Source organism: Haloleucobacter albus (genome assembly GCF_052492075.1).
The window spans coordinates 216,319-235,287 of record NZ_JBQWAS010000028.1; the positions used below are offsets into that span (position 1 = coordinate 216,319).

The following is an 18,969-nucleotide window of genomic DNA, read 5'->3' on the forward strand; positions in this document are numbered from 1 at the left end:
TACCCCTTTCCATTATTGCCCCGATCCGCCCGGAGAGAGAGATGAAGCTTCAGGTCGCCGTCCAGATGGACCATATCGCCGCCATCAACATTGCCGGCGATTCCTCATTCGCCCTGATGCTGGAAGCACAGGCCCGCGGCCACAGCCTGTTCCACTACACGCCAGACCGCCTCGCCATGCGTGATGGCAAGGTGTTCGCCACGCTGGAACCGCTGGCCGTGAGGGATGAAGCCGGCGCGCATTTCCAGCTCGGCGAAAAGCAGCGCATGGCGCTGGATGAGATGGACGTGGTGCTGATGCGACAAGACCCGCCCTTCGATCTCGCCTATATCACCGCCACCCATCTACTGGAGCGCATCCACCCGAAAACGCTGGTGGTGAATGACCCCGCCCATGTGCGCAATGCCCCGGAAAAGATTTTCGTCACTGAATTTCCAGACCTGATGCCGCCCACGCTGATTACCCGCGATCTGGATGAGATCAAGGCCTTCCGGGCCGAGTTCGGCGATGTGGTGATGAAGCCGCTTTATGGCAATGGCGGCGCGGCGGTGTTCCGGCTCACCGCAGATGACCTCAATTTCGGCTCGCTCTATGACCTGTTCGCCACCACCTTCCGCGAACAATGGGTGGTGCAGCGCTTTTTGCCGGAGGTAAAGCATGGCGACAAACGCATCATTCTGGTGGATGGCGAGGCCGCCGGCGCGGTGAACCGTGTACCCGGCGAGGGCGATTTGCGCTCCAACATGGTGCGCGGCGGGGCGGCCCACCCCACCGACCTCACCGATCGGGAAAAGGAAATCTGCGCCCGCATCGGCCCGGCCCTGCGCGAGATGGGGCAGATTTTCGTCGGGATTGATGTGATTGACGGCTATCTCACAGAGATCAATGTCACCTCTCCCACGGGGCTGCGCGCCATCAAGCGCCTGGGCGGCCCCGATATTGCCGCGCAGATCTGGGATCGTATCGAGGACAAGCGCCGCAGTTGAAACTGCGGTGATTGAAACCGGCGGCGCGGCCCTTTCGAGACCGCGCCGCCGCCCCCATATCTTCCGGGTCTGCCTGCTTTCGCGCCCGTCGTGAGACGGAAGGTGACCCACTGAAGCTGAGGAGCCGCACCGTGAACATTTCTGCGATCCACCCCCGCCGCACCTTCTGCATGGCTCTGGCACTTTCGGCGGCATTGTGCGCGCCGGCGCTGGCCCAGCCCGCCATGGCACCCGCAGAAAAAGCCGCAGGAGAGGTTCAGAACTGGCGCTCCCTGTCCGACATCGCCACCCATCTCGCAGAAAACGGTTTTCGCGTTCTGGAGATCGAAGTGGAGCGTGACCGCTATGAGGCAGAGCTGGTGGATCGCGACGGCAATATTCTGGATGTCCGGGTAAATCCTACCACCGGCGAACTGCTCCGCAGCCGCACCAAGGGCCGCGCCAACCAGCCCGCTGATCCAAAATGGAAAACCGTGGCGCAGATTGCCGGCCAGCTGGAAAAGCAGGGCTATATCGTCCGCAAGGTGGAAACCGAGCAGAATGGTTATGAGGTGGAGCTGACAGACCGCACTGGCCGCCATCTGGACGCGAAGGTAAACCCCGAGACTGGCGACATCACCCGCTCCAAGCCGGACTGATCCCGCATCCCTCTCCCGGCGGGCCGTGAACATGGCGGCCCGCCCTTCCCGTTCCGCATATCTACGGTTCCGAAATGGCCAGCCCTTTCAAGGTTTCCCTCCCTCACCGCCTCGGACAGGCGGAAGCCACCCGGCGCATTCAGACCGGACTTTCCACCGTGCGCGCCCGCTTCGGCAGCTACATCACCATTGCCGAGGAACAGTGGGACGCTTCCCATCTGGATTTCCGCATTATCGCTCTGGGCAAAACCGCAACCGGCACACTGGATGTGACGGAAGACACCATACATCTGAGCATGGAACTGCCCACACTGCTCAACATGCTGGCCCGCAAGGCCGAGCCCATGTTGCGCAAGGAAGGCCAGTTGATGCTGGAGAAAAAATAAGGCCGGCTAGACCGCCCGCAGTTCAAGGCTGAGCGTATCCACGGTGAAGGTGCCATCAGGCTGGATCGCGAAATGGCGCACCACCTCATCACTGGCCGCCTGTTGCAGAGCGCGTATGGCCTCCACATGAAGGGCCGGCGTGCGGATGCGCGCCACCCAGCTTGAAAATTCCAGCGTCAGACGGCGCGGCGTCACCGACTTGATCTGGAAGCTGGCGTTCTGTGCGTGTCTTTCCCATTCCGTACGGCTGTAATCACGGGCATGGGAGGGGTCTCGCAGCAATTCCACGGCTTGCAAGAAAGTGTCTGCCACGGCCATTTCCGGTGCAACTACATCCATGAAAATGGCCGCACCACCGCACCTGAGCACCCGTCTGGCCTCTCGCAGGCCCGCAGCCACATCGCGCCAGTGATGGGCGCTGTAGCGCGAGGCCAGCATGTCGAAGGACTCATCGGCAAAAGGCAGGGCTTCGGCCACACCCTGTTGCGTGGACACATGGCCCAGCCCGCGCCGGAGAGCTTCCGAGGCAACGGCTTGCAGCATCTGCATTGACAGATCATAAGCCACCACGCTCCCCGCATGAGGCGCAGCCGCAAAACTGACATGGCCGCCGCCGCACCCCAGATCCAGAAAACGGACCGGGCGCATCTGCTCCAGAAGAATGCCGAGCGCTTCCAGATCCTCCCCCTTCGCATGCACGGCGCTGGCCACATAGGCTTGCGCCTGCGGGCCGAACTGCCGCTCCACAAGATAGTGCAAAGCCTGGGCGGCAGAGGGAGAATCAGAAGATGCACCACCCATTTCAGCACTCCTCTTGCTGATGCGGCATGAATAGACTTCTTTGGGTGTACGCTCCGCTCTCTGCGGTCGCAACTATTTTGTTCACAATTCGTTCTTGCCTGAACACAACCAATGCGCTACCTGAGGAAACGGTTTCGCAAGAACGGGGTCGGGTGGTGATCCAGCGTATCGCGACGGTGGCGTTTGAAGGGGTGGAGGCGCGCCCCGTGGATGTGCAGGTGCATGTGGCCTCCGGCCTGCCTGCCTTCACCATTGTGGGCCTGCCGGACAAGGCCGTGAGCGAGGCGCGCGAGCGGGTGCGCGCGGCGCTTTCCGCATCAGGTCTGGCGCTGCCCGCCAAACGCATCACCATCAACCTTGCCCCGGCGGATCTGCCGAAGGAAGGCTCTCATTATGATCTGCCCATCGCTTTGGGGCTGATGGCCGCGATTGAGGCCATTCCCGGCGAAACGCTGGGCGGGTTCACCGTTTTGGGAGAGCTGGGGCTGGATGGGTCCATCGCACCCGTCACCGGTGCGTTGCCGGCGGCCATAGGAGCCAATGCGCGCGGCCATGGGCTGATCTGCCCGGCAGGCTGCGGCGCGGAAGCGGCATGGGCGAGCCCGGATATGGACATTCTCGCCCCGGCCACGCTGCTGGAACTGGTCAATCATCTCACGGATCGACAGGCTCTCACGCGCCCCAGCCCACAGACCCACCCCGAAAATGCCGCCCTGCCCGACCTGCGGGATGTGAGAGGGCAGGAAACCGCGAAGCGCGCGCTGGAGGTGGCCGCGGCCGGTGGGCACAATCTGCTCATGGTGGGGCCACCGGGATCAGGCAAATCCATGCTCGCGCAGCGCCTGCCCTCCATTCTGCCACCTCTGTCCCCGGCAGAAATGCTCTCTGTTTCCATGGTCTCCTCGGTAGCCGGGGCTATCCGCGATGGCGCACTGGTAAGCCAGCGCCCCTTCCGCGCACCGCATCATTCCGCCAGCATGGCGGCCATGGTAGGAGGCGGCGCACGTGCCCGGCCGGGCGAAGCCTCGCTGGCCCATTACGGCGTGCTGTTTCTCGATGAATTGCCCGAATTTTCGCCTCAGGTTCTGGATTCGCTGCGCCAACCGCTGGAAACGGGCGAGGTTCTGATCTCGCGCGCCAATCACCGGGTCAGCTATCCGGCGCGGTTTCAGCTTGTTGCGGCCATGAACCCCTGCCGCTGTGGACGAGCGGGCGAGCCCGGCTTCACATGCAAGCGCGGCGCACGCTGCGCAGAGGATTATCAGGCCCGCCTCTCCGGCCCCTTTCTGGATCGCATCGACATTCATCTGGATGTACCGGCCGTCAGCGCGGCCGATCTCGTGCGGCCCGCCCCCTCCGAAGGCTCCAGAGACGTGGCGGCGCGTGTGGCGGCAGCGCGCCATGTGCAGGCAGAGCGCTATGCTGCTCTGGGCCGGCCGGATGTGCGCACCAATGCCGAAGCCTCCGGCCCACTGCTGGAAGAGGCCGCCCGGCTGGAAAACAGTGGGGCCAGTTTACTGCGCGATGCCGCCGACACCATGCAGCTGACAGCGCGCGGCTATCATCGTGTGCTGAAGGTGGCGCGAACTCTGGCGGATCTTTCCGGTGCGGACGGTGTGGGGCGCGTCCATCTCGCCGAAGCCCTAGCCTATCGCCCCGCTGCGGAACGCTCACGCGCGGCAGCCTGAAAAATGCGGCGCAATCTCTCAGGCCCAACAATCGGCCCCACGCCACAACTGGCATGGGGCCACAACAGACAAGATCTTCTGCAACCCCGCATCACGGCGTGGTGATGGAAAGACCTTCCATATAGCTGATCTGCGCCAGATCACCCGGATCCATGGTCTTGAGAATCTGCAAAACCTTGGCGTCAAACACGCGCATGGTGCGCACCTGACCATCCGGCCCTTCAAACGTGATGGAGCCCGTCTCCGGCTCAATACCGATGAAAGGGGTCGTCAACGTCACGCTCAGCAGGCCATAGCCTTCAGGCAGGCCCGGCAGTCCATCATTCACCACCGTCTGATTCATCACCTCACCCGGCTTGCCGCTCTGCGCCTTGGCAATATTCGTCACCACTGCCGGCAGCAGACGCACAGTCAACTTTTCACTGTTCTGCAAGGCGGCAAGATCCGCCACACCCGGCGGCACCACGATTTCCCAGCGCTTGCCATCAGCACTTTCAAACACCGCCTCGCGGGTTTCAAGATTGGCGGAAACAAAGCGCGCCGGATAGGTCAGCACCTTCACCGCGCCAATATCACCGAAAATCACCACATCCGTCTCGGCCGGAGATGGCATGGTCTGGGCCAAGGCCCCCTGCACAGCCCCCAGCCCGGCCAAGGCGGCCACGCAACCCGCAATCAGAAGCTTCTGCGCTTTGTTCATCATGTCCCCCAATCGGCAAGCTGGACCTGCCTGGATGGCAATCTGTCGAAGCACTTGCCGGCAGATAAACTGCATGCTCCTGAAGAGCCTGACAACAAAAGATGAGTTGCCGGCAAAGCACACAGACTGTTCAAGCGCCCCGTCATGGGCGGACATCACCTAGGGGCATTGTCACAATGGCGTATGAAAACTATGGTGTTTGATAGGTTCATGTCGGCAAGAGCGGGCTCTTCCCGCATCGTGCCGTTCCGTAGGGCGATGCTTTGAAGCGACGCCGCAGACGGCCAGAAAGAATGCGGAAAAACCAGCAAGGTTGGGGCGGTGTGGAGATGGCAGGGATCTTCCATAGCAGCGGGGAAGGGATCGTTGCATGAAAGGCTTCGATCACATGCCTTCCAGCCCGGAGGGCGCATATGGCGCACCACCCATGCAGACTCATCCCGCTCCTGTGCCCTCTTCAAGGTCACACCTCAATGGCAGGCATGAGAATGCTGCCCGCCAACCCTTGCTGAACACTGCCGCCCCGCTGGAGGATGCGCGCACCATGTCTCCCTTTCGCAATGATGCCGCCCTCGCCTATGCTTATGAACCGCCCGTGCTCGTGCAGCCCGCATTGAGCGCACCGCGCAAGCTGGTGGAAGATCTGCGAGCTTATTCCGGCATTCGTCATCGCGCCGCCCTGCCATCTCACGAGGAATCTCTGGTTCTCGGGCGGATCGGGCCGCTTGAGGTGCGTCTGGCCCGCAGTGCCCGTGATGTGCGCCGCGCGCAGAAACTGCGCTATCAGGTTTTCTATGAGGAAATGTCAGCCCAGCCGGATGCAACCGCCCGCCTGACCCGGCGCGACATGGATAGCTTCGACGCCATTTGCGAACATCTTCTCGTGCTGGATTATGACGCCGGCAAAATGGTTCTGGGCCGCCAGCGTCCAAAGGTGGTCGGCACCTATCGCCTGTTGCGGCAGGATATGGCCATGCGCCATGGCGGTTTCTACACCCAGAGCGAATTTGACGTGAACAGCGTCATCGCCACCCACCCGCATGTGCGGTTTCTGGAACTGGGCCGCTCCTGCGTGCTGAAATCCCACCGCAACAAACGCACGGTGGAACTGCTGTGGCACGGCATTTGGACCTATGTGCTGCGCAACAAGATCGAGGCCATGTTCGGTTGCGCCAGCCTTGAAGGTACAGACCCGGACGCCTTGGCCCTGCCCCTTTCCTTCCTCCACCACAATGCTCTGGCACCGGAAGAATGGCGCGCCCGCGCGGTGGATAATCGCTATGTGGACATGAACCGCATGCCGAAGGACCAGATTTCTCCCAAGGCAGCCTTCCTGAAACTGCCACCCATGGTGAAGGGCTATCTGCGGCTGGGCGGCCATGTGGGCGATGGCGCGGTTGTCGATTATCAGTTTGGCACCACGGATGTGCTCATCATCCTGCCGGTTTCAGCGCTCAGCTCCCGCTATGTGGAGCATTTCGGCGCTTCGGCCAATCGACACGCCATCTGAACACAGCCCCCCAGCCCCCTCCTCCGCACAGGCCAGATAACAGGATACCCCTCGCGCCTTCAGCACATGCTGTGCTTATCTGATGGCGCGGGGCATGATGGCGAGCAGGCCGCATGCTGATGCTCGCACATGAATCCGCCTGTGCAGAGGGAGGAACACCATGCAAATCAACCTTTCCGGCAAACGCGCCATCGTGACCGGCTCCACGGCGGGTATCGGGCTGGCCTGTGCGCGGGAGCTGGCGGCCTGCGGCGCAACCGTGGTGGTGAATGGCCGCAGTTCCACTTCTGTCGAACGGGCAGGCGCAGCCATTCTTGAACATGTGCCGGGGGCGCAGATCCATGGCCATGTCGGCGATCTGGGCCATGCGGAAGGCTGCGCCGCGCTGGTGAAGGCGCATCCTGCCTGTGATATTCTGGTGAACAATCTCGGCATTTATGGCCCGCAAGATTTCTTTGAAACGCCGGATGAAGAGTGGAGCCGCTTCTTTGAGGTGAATGTCATGTCCGGCGTGCGGCTGTCGCGCACCTATTTGCCGGGCATGGCGCAGGAGGGCTGGGGCCGGGTGGTTTTCATCTCCTCCGAATCCGCCCTCAACATTCCGGCGGACATGATCCATTACGGCTTCACAAAAACAGCCCTTCTCTCCATCTCGCGCGGGCTGGCCAAACGGATGGCCGGCACGGGAGTGACCGTAAATGCCGTTTTACCCGGCCCCACCCTTTCGGAAGGGCTGGCCGCGATGCTTGCACCCGAAGCGGAAAAGACCGGAAAATCACTGGAAGAAGTGGCCGCCGCATTCGTGATGGCGAACCGCCCCTCCTCCATCATCCGCCGCGCGGCCACGGTGGAAGAGGTCGCCCATATGGTGAGCTATGCCTGCTCGCCCCAGGCTTCTGCCACCACAGGCGCGGCCCTGCGTGTGGATGGCGGCGTCGTGGACAGCCTCTGACTCCAGAGAAGACCTGAAGAGCCTGCCATTTTCTGGTGACAGAAGATGCGCCTTGCCAGAAGATCAAATCACCATCACGGACAATCAGGAGTTTTTCCATGTCTCTCCGCATTGCCGTTATCGTCGGAAGCCTCCGCAAAGGGGCTTTCAGCCGCGCCATTGCTTTGGCCCTGAAAGAACTCGCGCCCCCGCAACTTGAGCTGAACATCATCGAAACGGGTGATCTGCCGCTCTATAATCCGGATCTGGATGAGGCTACGCCCCTCGCCCCTTGGCAGCGCTTCCGCGAAGAGGTTGCACAGATGGATGCGGTGCTGTTCGTGACCCCGGAATATAACCGTTCCGTACCCGCCTCTTTGAAAAACGCGCTGGATGTTGGCTCCCGCCCCTATGGGCACAGCGTTTGGAGCAAGAAGCCCTGCGCCATTGTCAGCGTTTCACCGGGAGGCATGGGCGGGTTCGGCGCAAACCACCATCTGCGCCAGTCTCTGGTGTTTCTGGATATGCCGGTGATGCAACAGCCGGAAGCCTATATCGGCCATGTGAATGATGCGCTGGATGCCGAAGGCAAAGTAAAACAGGACAATATGCGGAGCTTCCTCAAGACCATAATCGACAGTTTCGCCGATTGGACCGAGCGAACCCGCCCGCAATAAGCTCAGGGTTGGCCCGCCAGCTTAAACGGAAAAAACAACATGACGGAAGCCGGTGAAAAAGTATCGGCTTCCATCTTTCAGGCCCAATGATCCAGCTGATATCCGCGAAGACCAGACCAACAGCGCGGGCTTATTCCCGCCCTGTATCCGGCGTTCCATCCGCATCAGGCAAGGGCTTCTCCAGCTCGCCATCACCCGGCTCCGCCGGCAACGCGTCCATCTCCTCCGCCGGCAGCACCTCCATCGCCTCCGCCGGCAGCACATGCCAATCCGCCGCAGTGCGTATGCGCGGCGGGGGTGTCGGTGTGCCCAACGGCTGAATATGCTGGGCAAAACCACGGGAAGAACGACGGAATAGCCGCGCATGCTGCTTGCGCGCCTGCTTCTCCAGCCTCTTCTGCAAGCGCTTCATGGCCCGCTCCAGACGTGCGAGCGTGCCTTCCGGCACATCTGCCCGCACAGCATCCAGCAGAGGGCGCAGGGTTTCAATATCCTGATAAGCTCCCAATGCGTCGCGCAGACGTTGGGCGCGAATGGCCCGCTTTGAGCCCTTGCCACCGAACCACGCCGCCACGAAGCTCATCTGGTAGCGATGCGTCACCACCCGCTTGCGCGCCTCATGCATAGCATGGGGAGCAGCGCGACCTGTCTCCTTGTCCTCTGCGAAATCAGCCTTGCGGGCAGCACGATAAGCCCGCCGCAAACCTGAGACCAGATCCGCCTCAGCCGCTTGCCGGGCCAGCCCCATGGCCAGACGCGCATCGGCATCTTCCAGGAAGATGCGCAGCAATTCCCGCAGGTGATCTGCCTCCTGAGCGTCGTCATGGTCCGCCCCGATGGCCTTCTGCGCCAGGGCGATATCTTCCTCGCGGGCCAGACCGGCCTGTTGCAGCATCTGCAAGGCCTCCTGCGCGGTTGCCCGGTCTCGCGCATGGGCAAGGCCGCGGGCGGCGGCGGCCACTTCATGGCGCGCCTGTCGCGCATCCTGCCCCGGAATGAGCCGCAGCAAGGCACGATATTCCTTCATCGCCTTGCGGGCATCATGCACCATTTCCACCGCATCAGGATCAAGCTGAGCTGCTCGAACTTTATCAAGCACAGCAGTCAGAGCGCACACCAGTGGCGGCGCAGTCACAACAGTGGTGGATTGATCTATCACCCGGCTCTTCTTCCCGTCAGATTTGTTTTTCTTCTTGGACATGCTGCACCCCTTTTTCTGCGGCGGGACACTGCCGGCCCTGTCCATCTTCATCAAACCGCACAAAACAGTACAGAACAAGGCCGCAAGCCGGCCCCTTCACCGTTCAGGCCGCGGCCTGGGCCATACCCGCCCCTTCCAGAGGAGCCAGTTCCAGAATCGCCTGTCGCAGCGCAGGCAGAAGATTGCGATAGGCCAGCCGGCGCGCATGAGCGTCCGCCATCAGCGCCGCATCTTCAAACCGCATGGCCCGCAACCGCAAACGATGCAACCAAGGATGACCTGTTGACACATGGTGCGCCCCCTTGACCAGCGGCACCACGACATCCACCCGTGGCGCACCGGAAAGTGCAAACAATTCCAGAGGCTTGGAAGATAGTCCATCGGCCGGCACGCCGGCCTCATGCAAACATTCCAGCGCCACCACATCTACCGGCGCAGTCTGGCCGGCCGCTGCGCTGAAGGCTCGCAAATTCAGGTTCAGCCGCGCGGAAACATGCATAGCAATGGCTTCAGCCATCAGGCTGATACCGGCATTGTCCCGGCACAGAAAAAGGATGGAATGTCGCCCGATCATGGTTCAAAAGCCTCTCGAAGACATCGGCGCACCTTCGCCCGCTTCGTTCGGCGCGGACCATAGGGCCCTCTCTCAACGGAGAGATGACACTTTGCGACCATTGTGGATGGGCGCCATGTTTTCTTCGCCCCATTCACCTTTCTGGCCGAAAACCTCAATTCATCTGTTGTTTTTCATTCCGACGGAAAGTACCGGCTTCGATTTCATCGCCAGCCGCCCCCACCACGCCCAGCGGATCTGCCGCCAGTTCCAGATCGGTCGCATCCATAAGAGGGCCGGCCGTGGCCGCACCCTCTCCCTCCTGCCCACTGGAAAGCGGGCGCAGCAATCCATAAGCCGCCAGCGCGATCAGGCACATGATGGGCAGCAGGGTCATCAATGCCGCCAACGGGGTTGGAAACAGCAGGGCCGCGAAGGTGCCGCACATGCCGCCGCCAATCTGCATGAAGCCGGTGAGCGCGGAGGCCGCGCCGGCAATATGTGGAAAATTGGCCAGCGCCGCCGTGGTGCAACCGGGCATCAGCATGGCCACCCCGAAGGCCCACAGGGCAATGGCCCCCATCACCGAAAGAACGGAGGGCTCCACCACCCGCAGGCCAACTCCCAGCCCTGCGGCCCCGCACAGCACCAGCACCAGTGCCGGCAGCACAAGCTGCATCGCGCCATATCTGCGCAGCAAACGGCCTGTCACCAGCGTGCCGCCCATGAAGGCTCCGGTCTGCATCAGCATGGCCATGCCGAACTGCACCGGGCTCAGCCCCACCGTGTCGATCAGAACGAAGGGCACCAGAGAGGCCATGGTGTAGATGCCGCCCAGCGTCGCGCCAATCACCAGCCCCGCACGCATGAAGCTACGATCCGCCAGCAACTGCCCATAGCTGCGGATGATTTCCACCGGGCGCATCAGGGCGGCATTCTTGTTGCGATTGGTTTCCGGCACCATCAGCACCAGAACCAGCACCAGAAACAGCCCGTAAAGACACATCAGGGCGAAGATACCATGCCAGCTCACCACCCCCAGCAGCAGCCCCCCAATGGTGGGAGAAACCGCCGGTGCGATAGCCAGCATGGTGCCGACGAGATTCATGATCCGCGCCGAAGCCTGGCCCACATACTGATCGCGCACAATGGCGCGTGATATGGCGATGCCCGCCGCACAACCCACGCCCTGCAACAGCCGCCCGGCAATCAGCCATTCCATGGATGTGGCCGTAACCGCCACAAGGCTGCCGGCCAGATAGGTGCCGAAAAAACCCAGCGCCACCGGCTTGCGGCCAAAGGCATCCGAAAGCGGCCCGCACACCAGTTGCGAGAAGGCATAGCCAAGGAAGAACACCGTGAGGGTCGCCTTCACCATATTCTGCGTGGTGCCGAAAGCCTCCACCAGCGTCGGCATGGCCGGCGTGTACATGGAAAGCGTCACCGGCCCGATCGTGACCAGCGCAGCCGCAATCACCGCCACGCGCATTTCGGACATGAGGGGCGTGGGCACCCCGCCACCGGCACCTCCCGGCTGCCCCGCCGATGCCTTTTGACCTGTCGGAGCCTTTTGACCGGCCCGGCGGGCAGAAGCCCCCTTTGAAGGAGAAGATGGCGCCTTGTCGCGCAATGCCTGCACCGCCGTCCTCATGGCTTCCCCTTACGATCTCGCCCTTTCTCGCGCGGGCCGCGCAAGATTGCCGCTGATCTGCTGCAAAATGCGGACAAGCATGTCCTGATCCGCCGGGCTCAGCCCTTCCAGAGCCTCGGCCCGAGCGCTGGTTGTCATGTCCAGAACCTGTTCCAGATAGGGACGCGCAGCCGGTGTGAGAGTGACAACCTTGGCGCGCCTGTCCCTCGGGTCCACCTGGCGGGCGACGAGGTCGCGCTTTTCCAGCTTGTCCAGAAAGCCCACCAGCGTCATGGGCTCCACATTCATCTTCTCCGCCAGCACGCATTGGCGCAGGCCGGGATAACGGTTCACATAAACCAGAGTGCGCGCCTCCCCCGCCGTGAGGCCGAGGCCAGCGCGCTCAAACACCAGATCCATCCGGGCGCGATAAAGACGCGCGGCCTCCACCAGCATGAAGCCCAGCATGGGGGGCTCCTGCCCGGCTTCCGTGGTGAGGGTGGGGTGTGTATGCGGGTGTTTCGGTTCCATTTCAATGTCACTTATATAATAAGCTGACCTTATCATCAAGAGACGCCACCCCGGCCGGGGCGGCCCGCACGGGCCCCGCCATATTGTGCCCCCGCTCACATGCTGTATCAGTCAGGGATTGCCGGGGGAGAACAATATGGCGTGGTCACTCACCATCGGACGCATTGGCGGCACCGCCATCCGCATCCATGTCACCTTTTTGCTGTTTCTGGTGTGGATCTGGGCGGCCTATTACCAGTCTGGCGGGGCCAATGAGGCATGGCAGGGCGTATTGTTCGTGGCGCTGCTGTTCGGCTGCGTGATGCTGCACGAGCTGGGCCACGCCTTCGCGGCGCGTCATTATGGTGTGAAGACGCCCGATATCACCCTGTGGCCCTTTGGCGGCATCGCCAGCCTTGAACGCATGCCCGAAAAGCCCTCCGAGGAACTGGTGGTGGCGCTGGCCGGCCCGGCGGTGAATGTGGCCATTGCGGCCCTGCTGTTCATCTGGCTGGGAGCCACAGTGAATGTGGATGACCTCACCAAAATCGAAGACCCCGGCACCTCCATGCTGGTGAAGCTGGCGGGCGCGAATGTGTTTCTGGTGCTGTTCAACCTCATCCCCGCCTTTCCCATGGATGGCGGGCGGGTTCTGCGGGCGCTGCTGGCCATGAGGATGGGCCACAGCCAGGCCACGGCCACGGCGGCCTCCATCGGCCAGGGCTTTGCGATTGCGCTGGGGCTACTGGGGATTTTCTACAGCCCCATGCTCATCATCATTGCCGTGTTCGTCTTCCTCGCGGCCTCCGGGGAAGCCGGGCAGGAACAGTTGAAGGACGCCTCACGCGGGCTGCTCGTCTCCGATGCGATGATTACCCAATTCGAGCGCCTCACCCCGCAATCCACGGTGGATGACGCCGCTGACGCGCTGATCCGCACCTCGCAGAAGGAATTTCCGGTGGTGGATGGGGCCGGCCATCTGCGCGGCGTGCTGACTCGTGATGTGATGATACAGGCGCTGAAGGCGCAGGGGCCGCAAACGCCGGTGGTCGAGGTAATGCTGAAGGATGTGCCGCGCATACCGGACCGCGCCCCGCTGGGCGTGGCGCTGAAGCAGCTCACCGCCCGTCAGGCCCCGGCCATGGGGGTGGTGGATGGTCAGGGCGCACTGGTGGGCCTGCTGACCCCGGAAAATGTCGGTGAACTGATGATGCTCCACGCCGCCCGTCCGCGTCGTGGAGAAAGCCGGCGCGGTGGACCAACCGGGCCGGCATCAGGCCGCAGGATCAATTCTGACGCCGGAACCGGGCCAGACCGGATGCTGTAGGCCAAAGGCCTGCATCCGGCATTGCTTCATCCGGCCTTGCGAGCCACCATGAAATAATTCACGGCCAGATCATCCGAGAGGCTGAACTGGCCGTTGAGCGGATTATAGACCAGCCCGGCCCGCTCCTTGGCCTCATAGCCGGCAGCGGCGAGGCTCGCCTCCAGCTCCTCCGGGGTGATGAACTTTTCCCAGTTATGGGTGCCCGGCGGCAGCCAGCGCAGCACATATTCCGCCCCCACAATGGCGAGAGCAAAGCTCTTGGCCGTACGGTTGAGCGTGGAGAGCACCAGCACCCCGCCCTCATCCACCAGCGTGCCAAGGGTGCGGATGAAGGTGGCGACATCCGCCACATGCTCCACCACTTCCAGCGCCACAACCGCATTGAAGCGCGCGCCACGCACGGCCAGTTCTTCCGCGGTGACAGGCAGATATTCGATACCCAGCCCCTGCCCTTCGGCATGGTTGCGGGCCACCTCGATATTGCGCGGCGCCGGATCAATCCCGGTGACAGAGGCCCCCATGCGCGCCATGGGCTCGCTCAGCAACCCGCCGCCACAGCCCACATCCACCACCCGCAGGCCGGCGAGCGGGCGCATGCTGTGCCCCTCCCGCCCGAAATGGCGCACCAGCGCATCCCGCACAAAGGCGAGGCGCGAAGGGTTCATGGCGTGGAGAGGGGCCATCTTGCCCTTCTCATCCCACCACTGCTTTCCCAGCGCGTTGAAACGGGCAACTTCTTCAGGGTCAACGGTGGCATGGCTCACGGGCATGGCGGCCTCCTTGTCATGTGCCAGATGTAGCCGCGCGCCGCCGCGCGAACAAGCCATTCCCGGCAGACCAGTTGTGCAACAGGCTGCGCATGAATAAAGGCGGGAGCCCGGCCCCCGCCTCATATCCGTTCTGGTGCAATGCCTTCCGGCAGCCCGGCTTCAGTGATCCAGCCTCATTTTCCCAGCGCGCGGCGCACCGCCGCAATGATGCGATCCTGCGTAGCCTCATCGAGATAGGCGTGCATGGGCAGGGAAATGACCTGCGCACACAGATCCTCGGCCACCGGCAAACGCTCCGCCGCAGTGGGGAATTCCCTGTAAGCTGGCTGATGATGCATGGGCGCACGGTAGTAGACGGCGGTCGGCACGCCTTCCGCACCCAGCTTCTGCGCCAGCTCATCACGCACGCCGGCCGGCAGCTTGAGGGTATATTGTGCCCATACGCTGGCGGCACGCGAATCCACCGCTGGCACTTCAGCCACATCCGCCAGCGCTTCATTGTAACGCCGGGCGATGCGCTCGCGGGCGGCGATCTCTTCCTCGAAGATGGCCAGCTTTTCCAGCAGAACGGCAGCCTGCACCGTATCCAGACGCGCCGTCATGCCGATGCGCACATTCTGGTAGCGATCCACACCCTGCCCATGCTCGCGCAGGCTCTTGAGAACCTTTGCCAGCTCTTCATCATCGGTGAAGATGGCCCCGCCATCGCCATAGCACCCCAGCGGCTTGGCCGGGAAGAAGGAGGTGGCCGTGGCATGGCCGATAGAGCCCGTGCGCTTGTTGTTCCAGGTGCCGCCAAAACCCTGCGCTGTATCACACAGCACCTTCAGCCCGTGCTTTTCGGCGATGGGCAGAAGCGCATCATAATCCGCCGGCTGGCCGAACAGATCGACAGGGATCACCACCTTCGGGTTCAGGCCCAGCTCCTGCGCCTTGGCGATGGCCAGTTCGAGGCTCTCCGGGTCCATGTTGAAGGTATCCGCCTTCACATCGACGAACACCGGGGTTGCGCCCACCCACGGCACCACCTCGGCCGTGGCGCAGAAGGTGAAGGCCGGGCAGAACACCGCATCTCCCGGCTTCAGTTCCCACGCCATCAGAATCAGCGCCAGTGCATCCGTGCCGCTGGAGCAGCTCACCGCGAAACGCGAGCCGGCAAAGGCTGCCAGCTTCTCTTCCAGCTCGCCCACCTGCGGGCCGTTGATGAAGCGGCAGGACTGGAGCACATCCAGCACCACCTCATCCACCTTCGGCCCCAGACGGGTGCGCTGGGCGGCCAGATCAATAAAGGGGATGGGTGCGGGGGCAGAAGACGGCGTGCTCATGAGAGGCATATCCTCGCGAAGAAGCGGTCAAGCCGTGGCGGCGCGCAACAACGGGCGAAACGCCCGGCAAGCCACCACGACAGAAAGAACGGGCAGAAGGAGCTCAGCCCTGATTCTGCCGGGCAGCGCCATGGCCCGGCAGGCAGGACATGGCGATATCAATGCTGGCCACACCCTGCTCACCCGTGACTTCCGGCTGTTGGCCGGAGCGCACGGCGTTGAGAAAGTTCTGTAGCTCGGAGCGCAGCGGCTCGGCATAGGCCACCGGCAGATGGCGGGTTGAATAGGAGCCATCCGGGCGATAATCGAAATGCTCCGTCACCTGCCGGGTGATGAGATCGCCAATGACATATTTGCGGGCCGTGGCCACATGCACCGTGCGCGCCTTGAAGGGCGTGAGCCAGTTGGTGTTGATGTGCGCCAGCACACCGGAGGCCGTGCGGAACTGCAACAGCGCAATATCCTCACGCTCGGCCAGTGCGGCCGAGGTCAACGGCTGCACTTCCACAATGTCGGAATCTGTCAGCCAGCGGATCAGGTCAATATCATGCACCGCCAGATCCACCACCACGCCCACATTGGACATGCGCGGCGGGAACGGTCCCACGCGGGTGATGGCGACAGACAAAAGCTGCTCGCCCCGAATGGCCTCCTTCACCGCACGCACGGCGGGGTTGAAGCGCTCCACATGGCCCACCATAAGGGTGACGCCCTTCGCCTTGGCGGCGGCGACGATCTCCCGGCCTTCCTCGGCGGAAGAGGCGATGGGCTTTTCCACCAGAACTGACGTACCCGAACCGATGACATCCAGCGCAACATCATGGTGCAGATGGGTGGGGGCGGCGACAACCACCGCATCCAGCCCCAGGGCCAGCAGGTCCATATGGTCTGAAACAGCGTCACAGCCCAGAAACTGGGCCACACGCTCGGCCTGGGCCTGATCCGGGTCCGCCACGGCCACCAGCTCGGCTTCCGGCAGGGCGGAAAGCACGCGGGCGTGGTTGGAACCCATAATGCCGACGCCAATAACGCCAACGCGAAGGGGGCGCGCTTCTTCGGGCGCAGCCGGGTGAGTCATCTCAACCCTCATGTCTGTGATTTCGCGATGTGCTCTAGCATGACAATCACGAAAGAAGCGAGGCGCAGCGGTAAAACAGAGGTGGGCAATCGTTCAACAATTACATCCCCATGTTACCGGCCCAGCCTCATGCCCAGCCTCATGCCCAAGAACAATGCCCAAGAGCAATGCTGCGGGCGATACTGCCCAACCTGGTGGCACAGCCCGGCAGGCTGGCAACTGATGGAGGGCAAGTAGCGGGCAAGTGGCGGGCAATCGCGGGCGGCGTTCTTCCGCCTCTTCGGCTGGCGCAGCGCAGCAAAAGCCTTGCCACCGCTGAAAAGGGGTGGTTTAGGTGACCCCCATGAATAGACAGCGCGCCATGCGGCCCTTCGGCAGGCGGCGCTTCTGTCAGAACCGGCCCCGCCAGCCATCTGTGCGGACATGGCCGTTCGCATGAGAACTGGATCAGCACGCAATGCGCAAGATTGTTGCCGGCAAGCTCCATGGCATCACCGTGACGGGAGCGGACCTCAACTACCACGGCTCCATCACCCTCGACCCCGACCATTGCGAAGAAGCGGGTATTCTGCCCATGGAATTCGTGGAAATCTGGAACCGCAATTCCGGGGCGCGTATTTCCACTTATGTGATTCTGGGCGAGCGCGGCTCCCGCTGCTGCGTGCTCAACGGGGCGGCGGCCCGCACCTGCCAGCCGGGTGATGAGGTCATCATCTGCAATTCGGTTTATGTGTCGGAGGAAGAAATTCCCTCTATCCGCCCCAAGGTGCTGACCTTTGATGGCGAAAACCGCGTCACCGGCCGCCTGTCCTATGCCGTCTCGCGTGATGCGCAGGGCCGCTACAGCTTCGCCATTGAGGACGAAGCCGGCACAGCCCAGCCTATTCCGCTGAAAAGCAAGGGCTGAAGCCCCTCACCGGGGCGCCATGATCCGGGGAGCCATCATGAAGACAGCCGGCATCCTTCTGGCCGCCGGCCTCTCCCGGCGGTTCGGTCCTGAAAACAAGCTCTTGACTCCCTATCGCGGACGAACATTGGTGACATGGGCCGCAGAGGCGCTCCTTGAGGGCGGCTGTGATGTCGTCGCGGCCATCACCTCATCTGAAGAGGTTGCAGCCCGGTTACCTGCCGGCATGCAGAACCTGCCCCTGTCGCCGGGGCTACCCATGGCCGCATCCTTTCGCGCAGCCATTGCCTTCGCGCAGGCCCGGCAAGCCGGGCGCGCACTGATCTGCCTTGGCGACATGCCCCATGTGACACCGCATATGCTGAAAAGCCTTCTCGCCCGGCCCGGCAACACGGCCTGCATCAGCAATGGGGTGCGCCTGCCGCCGCTTCTGCTAATGGAAGCTGATTATGAAGAGGCCGCCCGCACCGCCGAGGGCGATCGTGGAGCGCGGGCCTTCCTTCAGGAACTGCCCGAAGAGGCCCTGTTTCCACTGGAGGCTATGGCTGGCTTGGATGTGGACACGACCGAAGACCTGCGGCCATAGGCACAACCCGGCCCGGCCGCGCTTCAGTAATCCACCTGAGTGAGATAGAGCCCCGCCGCCGGGGCCATGGGGCCACAGCGCTTGCGATCAGCAGCTTTCAGCGCCGCTTCCAGATCATCCGCGCTCCAGCGCCCCTCACCCACACGCATCAGCGAGCCCACCATGGATCGCACCTGATGATGCAGGAAAGACCGCGCAGAGGTGACAATGTGGATTTCCTCACCCACACGGCTCACATCCAACTGCTCCAGCGTCTTGACAGGTGAAGCGGCCTGGCAGTCCGCAGCACGGAAAGTGGTGAAATCATGATTGCCGAGCAGGCGCTTGGCCGCCACTTCCATGGCCTGCGCATCCAGCTTCTGCGGCACGCGCCAGGCCCTGTCCCGCTCCAGCGCCAGATCCGGCCGACGATTGATGATGCGATAGAGATAATGGCGTTTCACGGCGGAAAAGCGCGCCTCGAAACTGTCGGCCACCTTTTCCACATGCAGCACGGCCACACGATGAGGGCGCAGATGCGCTGTCATCGCATCGCGCACCGTATCGGCCCGCCAGTCTTTCTCGAGATCGACATGCGCCACCTGCCCGGTGGCATGGACGCCGGCATCCGTGCGCCCCGCGCCCGCCACATGCAGCTTCTGCCCGCAGAAACGCGCGAAAGCATCTCTCAACACACCCTGCACGGTGGGCATATCGGCCTGAATCTGCCAGCCGGCAAAAGCCGTGCCGTCATATTCAATGGTCAGCTTGTAGCGTGGCATCAGC

At 62.7% G+C, this 18,969-nt stretch carries 20 protein-coding genes; 10 read left to right on the plus strand and 10 right to left on the minus strand.

Annotation, left to right across the window (positions count from 1 at the left end):
* Nucleotides 1-41: 41 nt before the first annotated feature.
* The 3 genes from gshB to ACT6QH_RS10970 all read left to right on the plus strand — a co-directional run bounded on the left by gshB (nucleotide 42) and on the right by ACT6QH_RS10970 (nucleotide 2,010).
* On the plus strand, nucleotides 42-986 hold the full coding sequence (gene gshB, locus ACT6QH_RS10960; protein WP_444974865.1) for a glutathione synthase: 945 nt from the start codon (nucleotides 42-44) through the stop codon (nucleotides 984-986).
* 131 nt (nucleotides 987-1,117) lie between these two features.
* Entirely contained in the window at nucleotides 1,118-1,624 is a 507-nt protein-coding gene (locus ACT6QH_RS10965) for a PepSY domain-containing protein (protein ID WP_444974866.1), read from the plus strand.
* Between the two features lie 74 nt (nucleotides 1,625-1,698).
* Nucleotides 1,699-2,010, plus strand: a complete 312-nt coding sequence (locus ACT6QH_RS10970) for a polyhydroxyalkanoic acid system family protein (RefSeq protein ID WP_444974867.1) — start codon at nucleotides 1,699-1,701, stop codon at nucleotides 2,008-2,010.
* A gap of 6 nt (nucleotides 2,011-2,016) precedes the next feature.
* Here ACT6QH_RS10970 and ACT6QH_RS10975 read toward each other — a convergent pair whose 3' ends face one another.
* The gene (locus ACT6QH_RS10975) at nucleotides 2,017-2,811 is read right to left on the minus strand and encodes a class I SAM-dependent methyltransferase (RefSeq protein ID WP_444974868.1); all 795 of its coding nucleotides are present in this window, start codon (nucleotides 2,809-2,811) and stop codon (nucleotides 2,017-2,019) included.
* Between the two features lie 155 nt (nucleotides 2,812-2,966).
* Here ACT6QH_RS10975 and ACT6QH_RS10980 point away from each other — a divergent pair, with 155 nt between their 5' ends.
* Nucleotides 2,967-4,499, plus strand: coding sequence for a YifB family Mg chelatase-like AAA ATPase (locus ACT6QH_RS10980; RefSeq protein ID WP_444974869.1), 1,533 nt, complete (start codon nucleotides 2,967-2,969; stop codon nucleotides 4,497-4,499).
* A 91-nt stretch (nucleotides 4,500-4,590) separates the two neighbouring features.
* On the opposite strand, the gene ACT6QH_RS10985 is transcribed toward ACT6QH_RS10980, so the two are convergent.
* Nucleotides 4,591-5,202, minus strand: a complete 612-nt coding sequence (locus ACT6QH_RS10985) for a hypothetical protein (RefSeq protein WP_444974870.1) — start codon at nucleotides 5,200-5,202, stop codon at nucleotides 4,591-4,593.
* A gap of 541 nt (nucleotides 5,203-5,743) precedes the next feature.
* Here ACT6QH_RS10985 and olsB point away from each other — a divergent pair.
* From olsB to ACT6QH_RS11000, 3 genes are all read left to right on the plus strand, one after another.
* On the plus strand, nucleotides 5,744-6,709 hold the full coding sequence (olsB, locus tag ACT6QH_RS10990; RefSeq protein ID WP_444974871.1) for a l-ornithine N(alpha)-acyltransferase: 966 nt from the start codon (nucleotides 5,744-5,746) through the stop codon (nucleotides 6,707-6,709).
* Nucleotides 6,710-6,869: 160 nt separating this feature from the next.
* Nucleotides 6,870-7,661, plus strand: coding sequence for an SDR family NAD(P)-dependent oxidoreductase (locus tag ACT6QH_RS10995; RefSeq protein WP_444974872.1), 792 nt, complete (start codon nucleotides 6,870-6,872; stop codon nucleotides 7,659-7,661).
* Between the two features lie 98 nt (nucleotides 7,662-7,759).
* Entirely contained in the window at nucleotides 7,760-8,317 is a 558-nt protein-coding gene (locus tag ACT6QH_RS11000; RefSeq protein WP_444974873.1) for an NADPH-dependent FMN reductase, read from the plus strand.
* Between the two features lie 130 nt (nucleotides 8,318-8,447).
* Here ACT6QH_RS11000 and ACT6QH_RS11005 read toward each other — a convergent pair whose 3' ends face one another.
* The 4 genes from ACT6QH_RS11005 to ACT6QH_RS11020 form a co-directional block, all read right to left on the minus strand.
* Nucleotides 8,448-9,518: a CHAD domain-containing protein gene (locus ACT6QH_RS11005; protein ID WP_444974874.1), complete on the minus strand. Its 1,071-nt coding sequence runs from the start codon at nucleotides 9,516-9,518 to the stop codon at nucleotides 8,448-8,450.
* Nucleotides 9,519-9,621: 103 nt separating this feature from the next.
* Nucleotides 9,622-10,092 carry an arsenate reductase/protein-tyrosine-phosphatase family protein gene (locus tag ACT6QH_RS11010; protein WP_444974875.1) on the minus strand — a complete coding sequence of 157 codons (471 nt, stop codon included), beginning with the start codon at nucleotides 10,090-10,092 and terminating at the stop codon, nucleotides 9,622-9,624.
* A gap of 154 nt (nucleotides 10,093-10,246) precedes the next feature.
* Nucleotides 10,247-11,569 (minus strand): multidrug effflux MFS transporter, encoded by a 1,323-nt coding sequence (locus ACT6QH_RS11015; protein ID WP_444974876.1) that lies wholly within the window; start codon nucleotides 11,567-11,569, stop codon nucleotides 10,247-10,249.
* A gap of 162 nt (nucleotides 11,570-11,731) precedes the next feature.
* Nucleotides 11,732-12,232 carry a MarR family winged helix-turn-helix transcriptional regulator gene (locus ACT6QH_RS11020; RefSeq protein WP_444974877.1) on the minus strand — a complete coding sequence of 167 codons (501 nt, stop codon included), beginning with the start codon at nucleotides 12,230-12,232 and terminating at the stop codon, nucleotides 11,732-11,734.
* Between the two features lie 136 nt (nucleotides 12,233-12,368).
* Here ACT6QH_RS11020 and ACT6QH_RS11025 point away from each other — a divergent pair, with 136 nt between their 5' ends.
* Nucleotides 12,369-13,538, plus strand: coding sequence for a site-2 protease family protein (locus ACT6QH_RS11025; RefSeq protein ID WP_444974878.1), 1,170 nt, complete (start codon nucleotides 12,369-12,371; stop codon nucleotides 13,536-13,538).
* Nucleotides 13,539-13,564: 26 nt separating this feature from the next.
* On the opposite strand, the gene ubiG is transcribed toward ACT6QH_RS11025, so the two are convergent.
* From ubiG to ACT6QH_RS11040, 3 genes are all read right to left on the minus strand, one after another.
* On the minus strand, nucleotides 13,565-14,308 hold the full coding sequence (ubiG, locus tag ACT6QH_RS11030) for a bifunctional 2-polyprenyl-6-hydroxyphenol methylase/3-demethylubiquinol 3-O-methyltransferase UbiG (RefSeq protein ID WP_444974879.1): 744 nt from the start codon (nucleotides 14,306-14,308) through the stop codon (nucleotides 13,565-13,567).
* A 173-nt stretch (nucleotides 14,309-14,481) separates the two neighbouring features.
* The gene (locus tag ACT6QH_RS11035) at nucleotides 14,482-15,633 is read right to left on the minus strand and encodes a DegT/DnrJ/EryC1/StrS family aminotransferase (RefSeq protein WP_444974880.1); all 1,152 of its coding nucleotides are present in this window, start codon (nucleotides 15,631-15,633) and stop codon (nucleotides 14,482-14,484) included.
* Between the two features lie 103 nt (nucleotides 15,634-15,736).
* The gene (locus ACT6QH_RS11040; RefSeq protein WP_444974881.1) at nucleotides 15,737-16,711 is read right to left on the minus strand and encodes a Gfo/Idh/MocA family oxidoreductase; all 975 of its coding nucleotides are present in this window, start codon (nucleotides 16,709-16,711) and stop codon (nucleotides 15,737-15,739) included.
* 457 nt (nucleotides 16,712-17,168) lie between these two features.
* Here ACT6QH_RS11040 and panD point away from each other — a divergent pair, with 457 nt between their 5' ends.
* Both panD and ACT6QH_RS11050 read left to right on the plus strand, forming a co-directional pair.
* A complete protein-coding gene (gene panD / locus ACT6QH_RS11045) occupies nucleotides 17,169-17,618 on the plus strand; it encodes an aspartate 1-decarboxylase (protein WP_444974882.1) in 450 nt (149 codons plus the stop codon).
* Nucleotides 17,619-17,655: 37 nt separating this feature from the next.
* Nucleotides 17,656-18,204 carry a nucleotidyltransferase family protein gene (locus tag ACT6QH_RS11050; RefSeq protein WP_444974883.1) on the plus strand — a complete coding sequence of 183 codons (549 nt, stop codon included), beginning with the start codon at nucleotides 17,656-17,658 and terminating at the stop codon, nucleotides 18,202-18,204.
* A 23-nt stretch (nucleotides 18,205-18,227) separates the two neighbouring features.
* Here the strand turns inward: ACT6QH_RS11050 and truA are convergent, their stop codons facing one another.
* Nucleotides 18,228-18,965: a tRNA pseudouridine(38-40) synthase TruA gene (gene truA / locus ACT6QH_RS11055; RefSeq protein WP_444974884.1), complete on the minus strand. Its 738-nt coding sequence runs from the start codon at nucleotides 18,963-18,965 to the stop codon at nucleotides 18,228-18,230.
* Nucleotides 18,966-18,969 lie beyond the last annotated feature (4 nt).